This window comes from Acinetobacter sp. ANC 3903 (assembly GCF_002135315.1).
In the GTDB taxonomy this organism is placed as follows: Bacteria; Pseudomonadota; Gammaproteobacteria; order Pseudomonadales; family Moraxellaceae; genus Acinetobacter.
Map to the genome: position 1 here is coordinate 49,154 of NZ_NEGA01000020.1, position 18,075 is coordinate 67,228.

12 protein-coding genes are annotated in these 18,075 nt (G+C 45.8%); 5 read left to right on the forward strand and 7 right to left on the reverse strand.

Translation table 11 applies throughout. The features are described from left to right. Positions 1-121 precede the first annotated feature (121 nt). Positions 122-3,259 (reverse strand): efflux RND transporter permease subunit, encoded by a 3,138-nt coding sequence (locus B9T29_RS14330; RefSeq protein WP_086176590.1) that lies wholly within the window; start codon positions 3,257-3,259, stop codon positions 122-124. Between the two features lie 8 nt (positions 3,260-3,267). Further along, positions 3,268-4,386 carry an efflux RND transporter periplasmic adaptor subunit gene (locus tag B9T29_RS14335; protein ID WP_086176575.1) on the reverse strand — a complete coding sequence of 373 codons (1,119 nt, stop codon included), beginning with the start codon at positions 4,384-4,386 and terminating at the stop codon, positions 3,268-3,270. Between the two features lie 146 nt (positions 4,387-4,532). Here B9T29_RS14335 and B9T29_RS14340 point away from each other — a divergent pair, with 146 nt between their 5' ends. From B9T29_RS14340 to B9T29_RS14355, 4 genes are all read left to right on the forward strand, one after another. After that, entirely contained in the window at positions 4,533-5,156 is a 624-nt protein-coding gene (locus tag B9T29_RS14340) for a TetR/AcrR family transcriptional regulator (RefSeq protein WP_086176591.1), read from the forward strand. 147 nt (positions 5,157-5,303) lie between these two features. Further along, the gene (ppc, locus tag B9T29_RS14345) at positions 5,304-7,988 is read left to right on the forward strand and encodes a phosphoenolpyruvate carboxylase (protein WP_086176592.1); all 2,685 of its coding nucleotides are present in this window, start codon (positions 5,304-5,306) and stop codon (positions 7,986-7,988) included. Positions 7,989-8,280: 292 nt separating this feature from the next. Beyond that, the gene (locus tag B9T29_RS14350) at positions 8,281-9,582 is read left to right on the forward strand and encodes a solute carrier family 23 protein (protein ID WP_086176576.1); all 1,302 of its coding nucleotides are present in this window, start codon (positions 8,281-8,283) and stop codon (positions 9,580-9,582) included. A gap of 114 nt (positions 9,583-9,696) precedes the next feature. Beyond that, positions 9,697-10,599, forward strand: a complete 903-nt coding sequence (locus B9T29_RS14355) for a LysR family transcriptional regulator (RefSeq protein WP_086176577.1) — start codon at positions 9,697-9,699, stop codon at positions 10,597-10,599. Positions 10,600-10,647: 48 nt separating this feature from the next. Here the strand turns inward: B9T29_RS14355 and B9T29_RS14360 are convergent, their stop codons facing one another. Further along, positions 10,648-11,385 carry a sulfite exporter TauE/SafE family protein gene (locus B9T29_RS14360; RefSeq protein ID WP_086176578.1) on the reverse strand — a complete coding sequence of 246 codons (738 nt, stop codon included), beginning with the start codon at positions 11,383-11,385 and terminating at the stop codon, positions 10,648-10,650. Between the two features lie 495 nt (positions 11,386-11,880). On the opposite strand from B9T29_RS14360, the gene B9T29_RS14365 reads away from it, so the two are divergent. Continuing rightward, positions 11,881-12,369 (forward strand): hypothetical protein, encoded by a 489-nt coding sequence (locus tag B9T29_RS14365; protein WP_416202495.1) that lies wholly within the window; start codon positions 11,881-11,883, stop codon positions 12,367-12,369. Between the two features lie 67 nt (positions 12,370-12,436). Here B9T29_RS14365 and B9T29_RS14370 read toward each other — a convergent pair whose 3' ends face one another. The 4 genes from B9T29_RS14370 to ilvD (B9T29_RS14385) all read right to left on the reverse strand — a co-directional run bounded on the left by B9T29_RS14370 (position 12,437) and on the right by ilvD (B9T29_RS14385) (position 18,017). Continuing rightward, a complete protein-coding gene (locus tag B9T29_RS14370) occupies positions 12,437-12,724 on the reverse strand; it encodes a chorismate mutase (RefSeq protein WP_086176579.1) in 288 nt (95 codons plus the stop codon). After that, the gene (locus B9T29_RS14375) at positions 12,705-14,015 is read right to left on the reverse strand and encodes a hypothetical protein (RefSeq protein WP_086176580.1); all 1,311 of its coding nucleotides are present in this window, start codon (positions 14,013-14,015) and stop codon (positions 12,705-12,707) included. Before B9T29_RS14375 ends, B9T29_RS14370 begins: the two co-directional genes overlap by 20 nt. Before the next feature lie 69 nt (positions 14,016-14,084). Beyond that, a complete protein-coding gene (gene ilvD, locus B9T29_RS14380) occupies positions 14,085-15,770 on the reverse strand; it encodes a dihydroxy-acid dehydratase (RefSeq protein ID WP_086176581.1) in 1,686 nt (561 codons plus the stop codon). A 417-nt stretch (positions 15,771-16,187) separates the two neighbouring features. After that, positions 16,188-18,017, reverse strand: a complete 1,830-nt coding sequence (gene ilvD / locus B9T29_RS14385) for a dihydroxy-acid dehydratase (protein ID WP_086176582.1) — start codon at positions 18,015-18,017, stop codon at positions 16,188-16,190. Positions 18,018-18,075 lie beyond the last annotated feature (58 nt).

The following is an 18,075-nucleotide window of genomic DNA, read 5'->3' on the forward strand; positions in this document are numbered from 1 at the left end:
CCCATTTACCGCATGTTTAGAGTTTTAATATGCAGTAAATTGCTTGATAAAAATGTATACAAATATTAGGTGCTACTATATTGAAATTTTCAACATTTCGCACCTGCTTATTGTCAAAAAATTACTCCGTTTGGCTATTTTTTTGCACTTTAAACCATTGCGCATACAATGCCGGTAAAAAGAACAGCGTCAACAGGGTCGCCACAATCAAACCGCCCATAATGGCAACGGCCATCGGACCAAAGAAAATACTGCGTGATAATGGAATCATCGCCAGTACTGCAGCCAGCGCTGTAAGCACAATCGGACGGCAACGACGCACGGTTGCATCAATAATGGCATTCCAGGGGTCATGTCCAGCCTGAATATCCTGTTCAATCTGGTCAATCAGGATTAAAGAATTGCGCATGATCATTCCCGACAGGGCAATGGTTCCCAGCATCGCCACAAAACCAAAGGGTTTATTCAGCAATAATAGAAACAGTACTACCCCGATCAACCCTAAAGGCGCAGTCAAAAACACAATAAACGCGCGTGACATACTCTTGAGCTGAATCATCAGCAAGGTCATCACCACCGCCAGGAAGAACGGCATACCGGCATTGACCGAGTTCTGTCCACGAGCTGACTCTTCGACCGTACCGCCCACTTCAACTAGATAACCGCTTGGCAGTTCGGCACGCAGCTGATCCATTTGATCGACCAGTTCATTCACTACGGTAGCCGGCTGCAAGTTGGTGCGAATATCTGCACGCACGGTAATGGTCGGCAAACGGTTACGATGCCAAATCAGGCCATCTTCAAATTTATATTCAATTTTGGCAATTTGCGCCAATGGCACCGAGCCCCCATTGGCAGTGGGTACCGCCAGACTGGACAATGATTCCACACTAATCCGTTCGTTCTGATCACCACGCAAACGAATATCAATCAGTTCACGTTTTTCACGATACTGGTTAATCACGGCACCGCTGATAGAACTGTTCAGGAATTGTGATAAATCTAAGCTTGATACCCCCATTTGACGGGCACGGTCCTGATCAATATGCAGCTGAATGACCTTACTTGGCTCGCCCCAATCCAGATGGACATTGCTGGTATTTGGATTATCTGCAATGACCGCAGACACTTTATGCGCCCACTGACGCACCAGATTCAGGTCTTCACCGGAAACGCGGTACTGCAATGGATAACCGACTGGCGGGCCATTTTCCAATAGTGAGACCCGGGTACGCACATCTGGCAGCAGTTTGCGGATTTCCTGATCCAGAGATCTGCGGATTTCATCGCGGTCATCCAGAGATGAAGCCAAGACCACAAACTGGGCAAAACTGGCTTGTGGCAATTGCTGATCCAGCGGCAAATAGAAACGGGTGGAACCTGTGCCGACATAGGCCACATAGTTGTCGATGCCCTGTTTGGTCGACAGGAATTTTTCCACTTTCTTGACGGCATTTTCTGTGGCCGTGAGCGATGCACCTTCTTCCAATTTTAAATCGACCAGAATTTCGGCACGATTGGATGGCGGGAAGAATTGCTGTGGCACCAGTTTAAACATCAGCACCGACAGCACAAAAATGCCGACCGTGGTGGCAATCACGGTTTTACGATAGGTCAGGCACTTATTTACCAATCCTCTAAATTTTTGATAAAACTTGGTTTGATAAGGATCATGATGTTCACCGGCATGATGCAGCACCGCCGGAGGTTCGGGTTGCTTGCGTAAGCGTGCCCATAAGCGCTGATACCACGGCGCTTTCTGAAGCAGATCTTTATTAAAATCTGGAAGTAACTTATCGCCTAAATATGGGACAAAAAGAACCGCTGCAAACCATGACACCACCAAGGCAATGGTCACCACCTGGAAAATGGAACGGGTATATTCCCCAGTACTGGATGCTGCAGTGGCAATCGGCAAAAAGCCGGCTGCGGTAATCAAGGTGCCTGTCAGCATTGGAAAAGCCGTGGTTTTCCAGGCAAAGCCTGCGGCTTCAAGCCGGCTATAGCCCTGCTCCATTTTAATCGCCATCATTTCAATCGCGATTATGGCATCATCCACCAGCAGGCCCAGCGCGAGAATTAAAGCGCCGAGTGAAATTTTATGCAGTCCGACATCAAATATATTCATGCCGGCAAAGGTCATGGCCAGCACCAGTGGAATGGAAAATGCCACCACCAGCCCGGTACGGAAACCCAGAGAAAAGAAACTGACCAGCAACACGATAATCACTGCTTCTGTCAGCACTTTCATGAATTCATTAACGCTGCGTTTCACTGCAACAGGTTGATCGGAGACTTTTTTCAGCTGCATGCCCAAAGGCAAAGATTTTTGTAAATGGGCAAATTCAGTTTCCAGATTTTTACCTAAAGCCAGAATATCGCCGCCTTTACGCATGGAAACTGCAATGCCGATGCCATTTTCACCCATAAAGCGCATACGTGGCTGGGCCGGTTCGCTAAAGCCGCGATAAATGTCGGCAACATCGCCCAGTTGAATGGTTTTGCCTGCCACCAAAAGCGGCATGTGCTTGAGTTCATCAACATTTTGCAACTGGCCACTCACCCGCATTTGAATACGGTCGGTCCCTGTTTCAAAGAAACCTGCACTGGCCATGCTATTTTGCTGTTGTAGCGCTTGCTGAATCGCGGTGACCGGGATGCCGAGTTGTGCCGCTTTGGTATTGGACAGTTCAATCCAGATTTTCTGGTCTTGCAGGCCCACCAGATTGACTTTTGCAACATCCTTGACACGCTGCAACTGCAACTGCAAACGGTCGGCATATTCCTTCAATATGGCGTAGTCATAATCCTTACCGGTCAAGACATAGATATTTCCGAAGGTATCGCCAAATTCATCATTAAAGAAAGGCCCTTGTACGCCACTCGGCAGTTGATGCTGGATGTCACCGATTTTTTTACGCACCTGATACCAAACATCGGGAATTTGACTGGAGCGTAATGAATCTTTGGCGACAAAAGTCACCAATGACTCACCGGGACGCGAATAGGCCATAATGCGTTCGTAATTGCCGGTACTCATCAGTTCCTTTTCAATACGATCCGTTACCTGCAAGGACACTTCCTGTGCGGTTGCACCCGGCCAGTAGGTCTGGATCACCATCACCTTAAAGGTAAACGGCGGATCTTCACTTTGTGCCAGTTTGGAATAGGAAACGATCCCGACTATACCCAGCAGCAGCATGAAATAAAGGATCAGGCCTTTATTTTTCAGTGCCCATTCCGACAGGTTAAAGTTCATGCCTAAATTCATGATGCAGCTCCTGCCGAAATTTTCACGACACGATTTTCACGGTCAATCGGCTGGATTTTTTGTTTTTCACGCAATAAGTGCACGCCGCCAATCACCACATAATCTTGCGGATTCAGGCCAGACAATACCGGCACGCTGTCGCGACCATAAGCCCCCAATGTTACTGCTACCTTGTGAATGGTCTGATCGGGTTTCACCACCCAGACATAAGCCTGCTGGTCATTGGCAGAAACACTGGACAACGGCACGCTGAGTACATTGTTTTGGGTGTGGTTAAAAAACACCCGCGCACTCTGACCCAGCTGAATGGCAGAGTTGCCTTCCCGCAAAACCACCTTGACACTAAAGGTACGGGACTGATCGGCTGCCGGAGAGATTTCCCGCACATAGGCGGCAAATTTGTCTTCAGGCTTGGACCACAAGGTGACCCACGCCGTTTGACCGACTTTAATCTCTGAAATGGCCTGTTCCGGTACCCCGATCACCACTTCACGATCACCGGCAATCGCCATCTGATAAGCCGCCTGTCCAGCAGCGACCACCTGCCCCACTTCAATATTACGCGCGGTAATCACCCCGTTTTTATTGGCAATCAGCTGGTTATAACCGGTCTGGTTACTGCTGACTTCATAATTGGATTGTGCCTGCTTTAAAGCTGACATCGCCGATTTGTACTGGTTTTCAACCGCGTCGTATTGTGAACGGCTCACGGCATTCATCGGTAGCAGCTGTTTAAAACGTTGCAGTTCATCTGCGGCAATTTTTGCGGCCGACTGAGCACTTTCCAGTTGAGCTTTTGCTGCATTGAGCTGCAGCTGGGCATCTTTCACATCCAGTTTTGCCAGTACCTGCCCCACTTTGACCTGATCACCGACATCGACATAACGTTCGATAATCTGTCCGCCCACCCGGAAAGCCAAAGCCGTTTGCTGGCGTGCCTGCACATCTCCAGCATAGCTTTTCTGCTCGTTATGAGTACTGTTCGGCTGAGTCACCATCACCAACGGGACCTGTTCTGTTTCGGTTGCCTCCGTGCTGCAGCCCAATAAAGTCACACTGCAAATAATCATCATGCTGGCAAGGGCGGTTTTTACTGCAATCTTTACTGTGCTCATGAGGTTGGCTCTTATCTCAAAATGTTTTTTAGGGCAAAATAAGCATTATCTTAAACTGATCGTTTTTTAATTAATATACTTATCGGTACATTAATTGGGAATCGAGGGTCAAATCAATGACCTTTTTCATTTTTTTGGAAAAAATTGTGCAAATAAATGTGGGTCGCCCCAAAGACTTAGAAAAACGTCAGCGCATTTTAACTGCAGCAAAAAGCTTATTTTTAAGGTATGGCTACCATGGTTCCAGCATGAACCAGATTGCCCAGGAAGCGGGTGTCACCAAACTGACGGTCTACAATCACTTTCAGGACAAAGCCAATTTATTTGTCTGTGCCATTGTTGCAACATGCGAAGAATTACTCAGTGCTCGTCCCTTAAACCTGCAAGCCGACAGTAATTTTTATCAAGAATTTGTGCATGCCTGTGAGCTGGCCCTCAATATCACAAACTTGCCAGAAGCCATCAAACTGGAACGCTTATTGGTGGAACTGGCGGCAGAACAGAATCCACTGGCACAGACATTTTATAATGCCTGCCATCTACGTATGAATGCGCTGTGGGAAAACTTTTTTCAGCAGGCCATCGAATTGGGCTTTATTCAGCCAGAAGCATTAAAAAACCTGACCTTACTGATCCTTTCTTTATTGTTTGGCATGCGTCATCATGAGGTACTGCTTGGGGTTCGGGAAGTGCCTACTGCTGAAGAAAGGCAGCAGATTATTCAGTACAGCATTGAAATTTTTATGCTGAAATATCAAAAAAAACCTTAAAAGCTATTGTTCCATTTTACTGACTGCGCAAACAGCACCTCAATTGCGAGTTTTAGCAGCAAAAAATACCGACTTTTGTCTGTCCCCTACTTGGAATGTCATTGAATCGGGGTATATTCAAAGGAGTAGCCTAGGAGAATGAAAAAAATGATTCAACAAATTGATGCTCCACTGCGTGAGGATGTACGCTTACTTGGGAACTTGCTGGGAGAAACCCTCAAGGAGCATGCTGGACAAGATTTGTTTAATCAGGTCGAACAAATTCGTGCCCTATCTAAGGGGGCGCGTGATGGCCAGGTTGAAGCCGAAAAACAGCTGGAACAACTGTTCTTGAGTCTGGAAGATGATGAAATTCTTCCGCTCACCCGTGCATTCACCCACTTTCTGAATTTTGCCAATATTGCCGAACAGTACAATGTGGTTCGAAGTCGCCGTAAGAGTGAATTTGATGAAAATGCACCCTCTCCCAATCCGCTCGATCACCTGTTCAAAAAATTCAAAGACCATGAAATTTCAGCCGACACTCTATTCAAACAAATCTGTGAACTGAAAATTGAACTGGTGCTCACGGCGCATCCGACAGAAGTCAGCCGCCGAACTTTAATTCAAAAATATGATGACATTAATGACTGCCTGTTTAAGTCTGATCAACAAAAGCTGACTCCACGTGAACGCAAAGCTGTACTAGAAGAACTCAAACAATTGATTTGTTCTGCCTGGCAGACCGATGAAATTCGTCAGCACCGCCCTACGCCAGTCGATGAAGCAAAATGGGGCTTTACCACTATTGAGCAAACCCTGTGGAATGCAGTTCCCAAGTTCATTCGTGAACTGGATGAAATGGTTGAAGACCACTGTGGTCAGCGTTTACCCTTAACCGTTGCACCGGTGCGTTTTGCCTCATGGATGGGTGGTGACCGTGATGGTAACCCGAATGTTACCCATAACATTACCCAGGAAGTGTTGTGGTTATCGCGCTGGAAAGCGGCTGATTTATATCTGCGTGATATGGAAGACTTGCGCTGGGAATTGTCGATTCAGAACTGTAGCGATGAACTGATGCAGGCACTCGGTCATGCGCATCCTGAACCGTACCGTGAATATCTGCGCGATACCCGAGAACGCTTAAAGGCCACCCGTCACTGGCTTGCACAAAAGCTGCAAGGGCAAGATGCCGATGACAGCCTGGTGATTAAAAGCAAAGATGAATTATTGCAACCTTTATTGCTGTGCTACCGTTCACTGATTGCCTGCAACCTGCCTGAAATTGCAAATGGCAAACTGCTTGATTTTATTCATCGGGTCAACTGCTTTGGCATTGAATTACTCAAACTGGATATCCGTCAGGAATCTGGTCGCCATCGTCAGGCGATTTCAGCGATTACCGAATATCTGGGTCTGGGCAATTTTGAAACCTGGACCGAACAGGCACGTCAAAACTTCCTGTTGCAGGAATTGCAAAGCAAACGTCCGTTGTTGCCCAAACATCTGAATGAACCGAAACAAAGCCTGATTGAACATCCGGACGTGCAGGAAGTGTTTGCCACCATGCGCACGCTGGCCGAACAACCGGAAGAAAGTCTGGGTGCGTATATTATTTCCATGGCGGAATATCCAAGCGATGTCTTGGCGGTGTTACTGCTGCAAAAAGAAGCCGGCATTAAGCATCCGCTTCGTGTTGTTCCCCTGTTTGAAACCCTGAAAGACCTAGACGGCGCAGCCGCCACCATGAACACCCTGTTCAATATGCATTGGTATAAACAGCATATTCAGGGCAAACATGAAGTGATGATTGGCTATTCTGACTCAGCCAAAGATGCCGGATTCATGTCGGCCAACTGGGCGCAATACCGTGCGCAGGAAGAACTGACTGCCATTGCAAAAAAACATGCGGTGCAACTCACCCTGTTCCATGGCCGCGGTGGTTCGATTAGCCGTGGCGGTGCACCGACCCAGCAAGCGCTGTTTTCACAACCGCCGGGCTCTATTTCCGGTGCCATCCGCGTGACCGAACAAGGGGAAATGATCCGCTTCAAGTTTGGTCTGGAAGGCATTGCCTTACAAAATCTGGAGATTTATACCGCAGCCACTTTAGAAGCGACCTTGTTACCGCCACCGGTGCCTAAAGATGAATGGCGTCAGTTAATGCACAGCATGACCGACCTGTCTGTACAGGTCTATCGTGAAACCGTGCGTGAAAATCCGCATTTTGTAAAATACCTGCGTACCGTGACACCGGAACTTGAACTGCAAATGTTACCGCTCGGTTCACGTCCTGCAAAACGTAAGGTTAGCGGCGGTATTGAGTCCTTGCGTGCCATTCCCTGGGTCTTTGCCTGGACGCAAATCCGCTTGATGCTTCCGGCCTGGCTGGGTACAGGTGCGGCGATTAATCAGGTGATTGACCAAGGCCAAAAAGATTTGCTGGATGAAATGCTGCAACAATGGCCATATTTCCAGACCCTGATTGATATGCTGGAAATGGTACTTTCCAAGGCCGATGGTCATGTGGCGCTCTATTACGAATCACATCTAACTGATGATGAAGATTTAAAAATCCTGGGCAATGAACTACGTCAGCGCTTAAAAGATGCGGTACAAACCTTACTGGCTTTAAAAGGTGAATCTCAACTGCTCAGCAGCAATGAAGTGCTGGACCAATCTATGCGGGTACGTAAACCGTATTTATTGCCGCTGCATTTATTGCAGGCTGAACTGATGAAACGCCGCCGTCGCTATTTGGCAGAACGTCAGGCCGAGCATACCCCGGTCGATCATGCCTTGATGGTCAGTATTGCAGGTATTGCAGCAGGACTGCGCAATACGGGATAAGCCTATTTTTCTCAGGACCAGCACACTCCTTGAGTGTGCTTTTTTTGACCATACAATAAAATTTTAATATTTTTTTATAAATGGAATAACAAAAATTCATGATAAATCAATGGTACAAATGATAATATTAGCTATTGATTTCACATTATTTTTAAAGACTAAAACTTTTACCATTTGGTAAAAATATTTGAAAAGTCAGGGCATTAATTTAAACAAAATTTTATTATAGCGATTAAATCTTCTAAAAAAGAAGCGTATGATGTGCACAATTTAGCTTTTGAGTGCTCAAAAAATGTCCAATTGGTTCCCCCAATGGCGTCCCTATAAAGGTAGCATCGATGCACAACCCGTAGGTACCAATGAATATCTCCCGCCTGCACAAAGTGTGGTTTTAGGCATACAACATGCTTTCGCCATGTTTGGTGCGACAGTACTCGCACCATTTTTGATGGGCTTTGATCCTAATCTGGCTATTTTAATGTCAGGGATCTGTACCATTCTGTTTTTCTTGATGACCGGTGGTCGTGTACCGAGTTATTTAGGTTCAAGTTTTGCCTTTATTGGTGTGGTCATTGCTGCAACCGGTTATGCCGCTTCGGGTACAGGTGCACCCAATGCCAATCTGGCCTTGGCCGCTGGCGGTATTATGGCCTGCGGTATTCTGTATGCCATTTTTGGTTTTATTGTGATGGCAACCGGAACCAACTGGATTGAGAAACTCATGCCACCTGTGGTAACCGGTGCCGTGGTGATGATCATTGGTTTAAACCTTGCACCTGTTACGGTAAAAGGTGTCGCTGGCAATAACTTTAATATGTGGATGTCACTGGTCACGGTGATGTGCATGGGCTCGATTGCGGTATTTACTAAAGGTCTGCTGCAACGTCTGCTGTTATTGATCGGTTTATTATTGGCTTATTTGGTCTATTACATTGTTTCCAATGTCATGGGGCATGGCACGCCGATTAATTTCACTCCCATTCAACAGGCTGCCTGGTTCGGTATGCCAACCTTCCATTCACCGGTATTCGATGCCAATGCCATTTTGATTATTGCACCCGTTGCCTTGATTTTAGTGGCTGAAAACTTGGGCCATATTAAGGCGGTGAGTGCCATGACTGGTGAAAACCTGGACCCACACATCGGTAAGGCTTTTTTGGCAGATGGTATTGCCACCACATTATCCGGTGGCGTCGGTGGTCCCGGAATGACCACGTATGGTGAAAATATTGGCGTGATGGCGGTAACCCGCGTCTACTCCACCATTATTTTTGTCTTTGCCGGTATCTTTGCAGTTTTCCTCGGACTATCACCCAAATTTGGTGCCATTATCCATACTATTCCGACGGCCATCTTAACCGGTGCATCGATTGTAGTGTTTGGTTTAATTACCATTGCCGGTGCGAAAATCTGGATTGAAAACAAAGTCGATTTTTCTAAAAACAAAAACCTGATGGTGGCTGCGGTAACCATTATTTTAGGTACCGGTGACTTTGCTTTGCAATTTGGTAACTTTAACTTGGGTGGTATTGGTACTGCGACTTTTGCAGCATTAATCCTGAACTGGTTCTTTAGCTTGGGCGATAAATCATAATAGCCATTTAAAATATTTTAAAAATTTCAGGCAGCCGCAAGGCTGCTTTTTTTATCTCTGATGCTGAGGAAATTTTAGTATGATGAGTCAAATTTCACTGAGCAGACTCAGCACATGCGTCTCGACTTTTTTGATTTGCAACTGTTCTTGAATATTGTAGAGACCGGCAGTCTCACTAAAGGTGCAGAACGCTCCGCAATTTCCCTGCAAGCCGCCAGTGAACGGATTAAAAAAATCGAACATCAGTTTGCGGTGCATTTATTTACCCGACATGCTTCTGGAGTCAAGCTCACCCTTGCTGGACAGGTTTTTGCCTCGCAGGCTCAGGTGTTGTTACATCAGGCTCAACAATTGCAACAGCAGATGCTGCCCTTCTCTACAGGTTCGCAAAGTGAAATGACGCTGTGGTGTAATTCCTCTGCACAAAGTGAATATCTGCCCCTGCTTTTGCCGCAATATCTGCTCGAAAACCCGAATATCCAGATTGAATTAAAAGAAGCGGAAAGTAACGATATTATTCAGGCACTGAAAAATGGCAGCGCACTGCTTGGCTTGATTTCAAGTTTTTTTAATGCAAAAAATCTACAAACCCTGGAATTTTTCGATGATCCTCTGGTACTGATTTGCCCCATGCAGCATGAACTGCAGCATCAATCTGTCCTGCAATTGGCTGATATACTGAATTACCCATTCGTGGGCCTGATGCAATATCACTCCTTACAGCAATCGATTGAAACACAGGCCAAATTGCTCGGCTGCGCGATTCAGTACCGTTTACGTTTACCCAATTTTTCCGCCATTGCCCAGGTGGTGGCCAATGGTGTCGGCATTGCGATTATGCCAAAACGCGCGGCCAACCGTTTAAGTTCGGTTTATTCATTTCAGCAAATTGAACTGACGGGGGACTGGGCCAATCGCAAGCTGTTATTGGCAGCAAAAAACTTTGATGCCCTGCCGCTGTCTTATCAACATTTCAGTCAGTTTTTAGTTTCGCAAAAATCCCGGTTACTGAGTTAATAAGTTGAATTAAAACTGATTCTTTTCCAGCTAATTTTAGCGATGACTTTAGATCAGGCCGAACTGATGCAGCACCATATACGCGCCAAAAATTACCAGACCACAAAAGAACATCTTGCGAAACTTTTGTTCCGGAATGCGATAGCAGATTTTAGTGCCCAGCCACATTCCCACTAATGCAGGGAATAAGGCGATCAACGACATCTTATAGTCCATTGGAATATTTTCCACCGGATTCTGATGCAGAAATACGGCCAGACAAAGGGTTGAAGTGGTAAAGGCCAAGCCGAGTGACTGAACCAGATCATCGCGTTTTAAATGCAACGTTTGCAAATAAGGCACCACAGGAATCATCACCACCCCTGTAGCTACAGTTAATGCTCCCCCGAGATAGCCGATAATCGGAGATAAGCATTTTTCATGCGCGGCCAGATTGGGCATATTTTTCGCAAATAGGCCATACACGCCATACAATGCCAGCATTGCACCCAGTAAAGCCTCACTCTGAAATTCCCCCTGCCCCAGGGTAGGGAAAATACTCCAGATGGAACCGGCAATAATCCCGAGCAATAAGGGCCAAAAACGGCGAACCAGTTTCAGCACTTGTCCTTCGGCAAACAGTTGCCAGAAGTTGGTGACCATCGACGGTACGATCAGCAAGGTAGCCGCTTGGAAGGGACTCATAAAAATCGTCAGCAAAGCCATGGAAACTGCTGGTAAACCCAGGCCCAAAGTACCTTTAATCATGCCGGCAATGGCAAATACTCCAATCACAAAGCCAATCATCTTCAGCATCCTTAAAAACTCAAAAGCTATGCTAGGTGAATGGAGCAGATTAAAAAATCACTGTTTTTGGGACTCCGCCTCAATAAAAAATTGAGGCTTTTCGGTCGTGGAATGTTAAAAACCAGCCCTATAAATATGACAAATTGTTAATTTTAGATTAATAATTAACCGATTGATTGCATGTTTACATAAAGATTCCATCAATTAATAAAACATTATTAAGCTGAGGTTAACTGCATGATTTGCGAGCTATATTATGGTCATTTTTTACCCTAATTTCGGTAAATTAAGCTCTTTTTTCGCCCAAAATTAAGTTTTTTTCAGGCTAAACCAGATAGATTTTTAAACAAAAGCTCTTTAAAGTACGCGCTTCGCATGAATAGGCTATGTAATAACATAGCATGTTTACTATTTAGGGAAAAAATATTCGGTTTTAGTTCTGAAAATGCTGTCTATTTTTTCTAAAAGCAATTGAAGATCAGGTAGAGATTTAGAATGATTTATGATGGACATCATAGCAATATGATTAACACTGCAGATCAGAATACTGCGGTAATCTCCCAAAATTTCCAGAAGCATCAAGCAGGTTCAGGCACCAAAAATTCTAAAAATAAAGGTATTCCCTATCTGAATGTACGTAAATTCACCCAAAAGTTACACAATATGGCCTCAGCCACCAGTACCAAAAAATGTGCACGAAGCATCCGAATTGCACTACAGTCGGCTGGTGCGAGAATTTTAAACCATCCTGTGGCAGCTTCAGATTGGGGCAACACCCTGCAGACGATTGGTTATAAAAAAATCAATCCCTCTTTTGATAATCCAAAAGAAGGTGATATTTATATCATTCACCGTACCCAGAAGCATGTCTATGGGCATATTGCTGCCTATGCCGGTAATCAATGGGTTTCTGATTTCCGCCAAAAAAGTCATGCGGTTTATAAGAATGATCAGGTCCGCTATACCTATTACCGTTTAGCATAATAGATTAAGTCATCAATAAGACACCTTTTCAGGTGTCTTATTTTTTATAGGCGTTAACAGGATAAAATTAAGGACGAATTTCTTTCAATTCACGTTGAATAAAACGCTGAATCATTTCACGGTATAAATGTTCCACCAGATCTGGATCGGTTCCCAAATCTAGCGCTTGAGCACGTACTTTCTGAATGACCTGCTCTACCCGTTCCGGAGATTGTACGTCCTGCACAGTACGCTTAAAACGCGTAGCCTGATCGACATAAAACTGACGGGTGGCAATCATCTCAATCAGTGCGGTATCAATTGCATCAATCTGTGCACGGGCCTGTTCTAAAGACTCACATTTCTCTTTCTTCATCTTTGCTATCATCATTTTCACTTTTATATTGGTCTTCTAAAACATTACTAAAAATACTTTCAATCATCCAGACCCGGTACAAACTATTAAACACATAACTTTGACCATCTATGCGCAGCTCCAGGACTGGAAAATCAGGCTGGGACTTCATTTCACAGAGTATGTCATTTTCTTTTAATTTGGCAGCAATATCTTCGGTCGTAAGTTGATTGATCTCTAAATCACTTTGGATTTGATCAAAATGTGACTTAAATGACAGGTCTTTGCCTTTGGTCCAGACCGCCTGCAATATGCTGTACATGGCTTCCACACGCTGCTCTTCAGGCACGCTATAGAACAGTTTCGCCATCTCATAAGTCGCTTGCTGGGTAGGACGACAAAATGGGGTAAATTTCACTTCGGTACGTTTTGAAAGACGAGTCGCCAGACCCCAATCAAACAAATCGCGTCGATGATAAGACAATGGATAAACATTCAGTTGGATATTATAAAAATTGGCCAGCTCTTCTTTAATATAGGCCAACAATAGCCAGGAAATCGGGTCTTCCAGGGCAATATATAAATCCAGTTCCGGATCCAGCGCCTGAATTTCATTCAGTTCTTCCGCATCACTAATCAGGTGTTCACGCCATTCAATATGGTTGATCAGGAAGATCGGATTACCAGTGAGTAATTTTTGTTGTTTTAAACGGCGGGTCAAACGCAGCAGATCATCTACCGCATGATACTTGCGTTCACCAAATTCAAAATAGCTGACCAGAACTTCGTCATCATTAAAAATTCGTTCCGGAAAGTTTTGCGCTGGATGATGGCGACTAGCCATAGCATGCAAGGTACGCAATTTGCCATACTGTTTTTGCCACAGCATGTGGAACACGTCTTCGAGTAAATACAGGAAATCCTGACCGCGTAAGGGGGTATTGCGAAGGATGGTTTCTGCTTGAGCGATGGCCTCAAGCGGCGGCTGTTCGGGGGTTTCATGAAAACTAAAGCGATGCTGTTTGGACAGAATTTTGGCATCGTTCAAGCAGTAACTTTGCCACTCCATTTCTGACATGTTATTGGGAGGTTCTGCCGTTCGACTGGAAATGATCACCTTTAAGGGTTTGATCTCATCACTCAAGATTTCTTCAAGTTCAGGTAACTGCTGTGCAGCCAGATAGCTATAGACATCATCCAGACGCAAGTGGATGGTTAAACCCTGCTCCGTAGATAATTCCACCTGACGAGTCGGCTTTTGATAAAACCAACTCGATCGAAGTGGATCAAACCAACGGCGTAACAGTGACATGAGATCAGCCTCGAAAAAAAACCCTTGTGTGCTACAAGGGTTTATAACAATTTGTTAGGTAATGATCAATTATACATCTAAATTTAGATCGGTCACTGCCCCTTTTTCAGCACCTGTGGTCAATTTGGCAAACTTCGCCAAAGCGCCATAGCGATAATTCGGTTCAGGCTTGACCCAGGCTGCTTTCCGCGCTGCCAGTTCTTCATCGGAAATATGCAGCGTCATTTCACGGGTTTCGGCATTAATAGAAATTTTATCGCCATTTTTCACCAGTCCAATTGGTCCGCCTTCATAGGCTTCAGGCGTGACATGACCTATCACAAAGCCATGGCTGCCACCTGAGAAACGGCCATCGGTCAGTAGTGCCACAGATTTTCCTAATCCTTTACCAATAATGGCCGAGGTCGGTTTCAGCATTTCCGGCATGCCGGGTCCACCTTTCGGCCCTTCACCACGAATCACCACTACTTCGCCTTCCTGCACTTCACCATCCAAGATGCCGCGCATGGCGCCAATTTCGCCTTCGAACACGCGTGCCGGACCTTCAAAATACAGTCCTTCTTTACCGGTAATTTTTGCTACCGCACCCGTTGGTGACAGGTTGCCTTTTAGCACCACCAGATGCGAGTCCTTTTTAATCGGGGCATCAAAGGGCTGAATAATTTGTTGTCCTTCCGGATAGTCTTCGACATTCGCCAGGTTTTCCGCCAAGGTTTTACCGGTTACAGTCAGGCAGGAACCATCCAGCATGCCGGCATTCAGCATGCGTTTCATCAATGGCTGAATCCCGCCAATCGCAATCAGTTCCGACATCAGGTACTTCCCTGATGGGCGCACATCCGCCACCACTGGAATGTCCTTACCAATGCGCACAAAATCATCCAGGGTAAGTTCCACCCCGGCTGTATGCGCCATGGCCAATAAATGCAGCACACCATTGGTCGAGCCACCCAGTGCAATCAGCACTTTAATGGCATTTTCAAAGGCTGCCTTGGTCATGATGTCACGCGGTTTAATGTCCAGACGTAACAGGTTCATCACGGCTTCACCCGCACGCAGACAGTCGATTTTTTTCTCTTCTGAAACTGCTTCCTGAGCCGATGAACCCGGCAAACTCATCCCCAAGGCTTCAATTGCGGAAGCCATCGAGTTGGCTGTATACATGCCCCCACACGAACCTGGTCCCGGCAATGCAACCTCTTCAATCTGTTTGACCTGAATTTCGTTGATTTCGCCTTTGGCATGCTGGCCCACAGCTTCAAACACCGAAATCATGTCGGTATGGCCAGCACCCGGTTTAATGGTTCCACCATAAATAAACAGGCCCGGGCGGTTTAAACGCGCCAGCCCCATAATGCAGCCCGGCATGTTTTTGTCACAGCCGCCAATCGCAATCACCCCGTCGTAAGCCTGACAACCCACCACGGCTTCAATGGAGTCGGCAATAATTTCACGAGAGACCAATGAGTATTTCATCCCTTCGGTACCATTCGAGATCCCGTCTGAAATGGTAATGGTATTGAAAATAATACCCTTGCCATTTGCGGCATTCACGCCTTTTTCCACTTCACGCGCCAAGCCATCGATATGCATATTGCACGGCGTGACATTGGCCCAAGTCGAGGCAATGCCAATAAAAGGACGGCTAAAGTCGGCATCTTTAAAACCGGTAGCACGCATCATGGAACGTGCTGGCGCATTTTCAATCCCTTCGTAAACCGGGGCAGAGTGCTCGCGGATATTGTCTTTACTCATTGGTTTCTTCCTTGGCGATGACTGATTTTCAGCTTCAGTCTTTGGCAAATTATTCTGCATTTATTGTATAGAAATAAAACAGTGCAATACAGCAATTAACTATTTTCTGACATTTGATATTCACAAAAAAGTAGGTGTGCAAGGCCAGATCAAATCCAATAACTGTTGACTTCATACAGCCTCCGATTATGTGTATTATCTACTTTTCATTGTGTAGGCAAACTTTACTTTTGATGGGCCAAAAGTAAACAAAATCCCTTTGTTTCCCCGATATGGCATCCCTGCCATACGGGCAAACGTGCGACATCCTGTCGCATTCCACGTATCAACATTTTTCTGAACTTCTATTATGTTTTGATACTAATCATAAAAAAGCACCCCATAAGGAGTGCTTTTAAATTCTCTAAAATTTAGAGTTTAGATTTCACGTACCGCACCTTTCGCAGCACTGGTGGTATGCATGGCATACGCTTTCAATGCTTTTGAAATTTTACGTGGACGTTCTTCAACCGGATGCCAGCCTTTCGCTTCTTGAGCTTCACGGCGAGCAGCCATGGTTGCTTCATCCACAGCCAGGTTGATGGTACGGTTTGGAATATCGATTTCGATTAAATCGCCGTCTTCAACCAGACCAATGGCACCGCCTTCAGCCGCTTCAGGAGACACGTGACCAATCGACAGACCTGATGAACCGCCAGAGAAACGGCCATCAGTCAGCAAGGCACATTCTTTACCTAAACCTTTCGATTTCAGGTAGCTGGTTGGGTACAGCATTTCTTGCATACCCGGGCCACCACGTGGGCCTTCATAACGAATCACCACGACATCACCAGCTTTAATGCCACCACCTAAAATCGATTCTACAGCAGCATCCTGACTTTCAAATACGCGAGCTGTACCGTTAAATTTCAGAATCGAGTCATCTACACCAGCCGTTTTTACAATACAGCCATCCAGCGCGATGTTGCCATAAAGCACAGCCAAACCACCATCTTTCGAGAAGGCGTGTTCTACATTACGGATCACACCTGTTTCACGGTTGCCATCTAAAGTTTGATAGTAGCGATCTTGCGAGAATGCTGTTTGAGTCGGTACGCCACCCGGTGCTGAACGGAAGAATTGATACACGTCCGGATCTTCAGTACGGATGATGTCCCATTTGTCTAAAGCGTCTTTTAAGGTTTTTTCATGAACCGTTGGAACATCAGTGATTAACAGACCTGCGCGATCCAGTTCGCCCAGAATTGACATAATACCGCCGGCACGATGCACATCTTCCATATGCACGTCTTGTTTTGCTGGCGCTACTTTACACAGTACCGGTACTTTACGTGATAAACGGTCGATATCATCCATAGTGAAATCAACACCCGCTTCATTGGCAGCCGCCAACAAGTGCAGTACGGTATTGGTTGAACCACCCATGGCGATATCCAAAGTCATGGCATTTTCATAGGATGCTTTGGTGGCAATTGAACGTGGCAATACGCTGTAATCGTCTTGTTCATAATGACGTTTAGCCAATTCAACAATTAAAGAACCTGCACGTTCAAACAGTTTTTTACGGTTGGCATGAGTTGCCAAAGTTGAACCGTTACCTGGCAATGACAGACCCAAAGCTTCAGTCAAGCAGTTCATTGAGTTTGCTGTGAACATGCCTGAACATGAACCACAGGTTGGGCATGCAGAACGTTCGTATTCAGCCACTTCTTCGTCGGTATAGTTGTCATCTGCCGCAACAATCATCGCGTCAATCAAGTCGATGGCTTTGTCGTTACCACGGATTTTGACTTTACCCGCTTCCATTGGACCGCCAGACACGAATACCACCGGAATGTTCAGGCGCATCGCAGCCATGAGCATCCCCGGAGTAATTTTGTCACAGTTAGAAATACACACCATGGCATCGGCACAGTGCGCGCTAACCATGTATTCCACAGAGTCTGCGATCAAGTCACGTGAAGGCAATGAATACAGCATGCCGTCATGCCCCATTGCGATCCCGTCATCCACTGCAATGGTGTTGAATTCTTTAGCCACACCACCTGACGCTTCAATTTGACGAGCCACGAGTTGACCAAGGTCTTTTAAATGAACGTGACCTGGAACAAATTGCGTGAAGGAGTTGACGACGGCAATAATTGGCTTACCGAAGTCCTCATCTTTCATTCCAGTTGCGCGCCATAAGCCACGCGCACCCGCCATGTTTCTTCCGTGTGTCGATGTTTTTGAACGATAGTCAGGCATTGTGTTATTCCAACAAAGTTGTGCTTGAGTTGAATGAGCTCATTCACTCTGGCGAAAT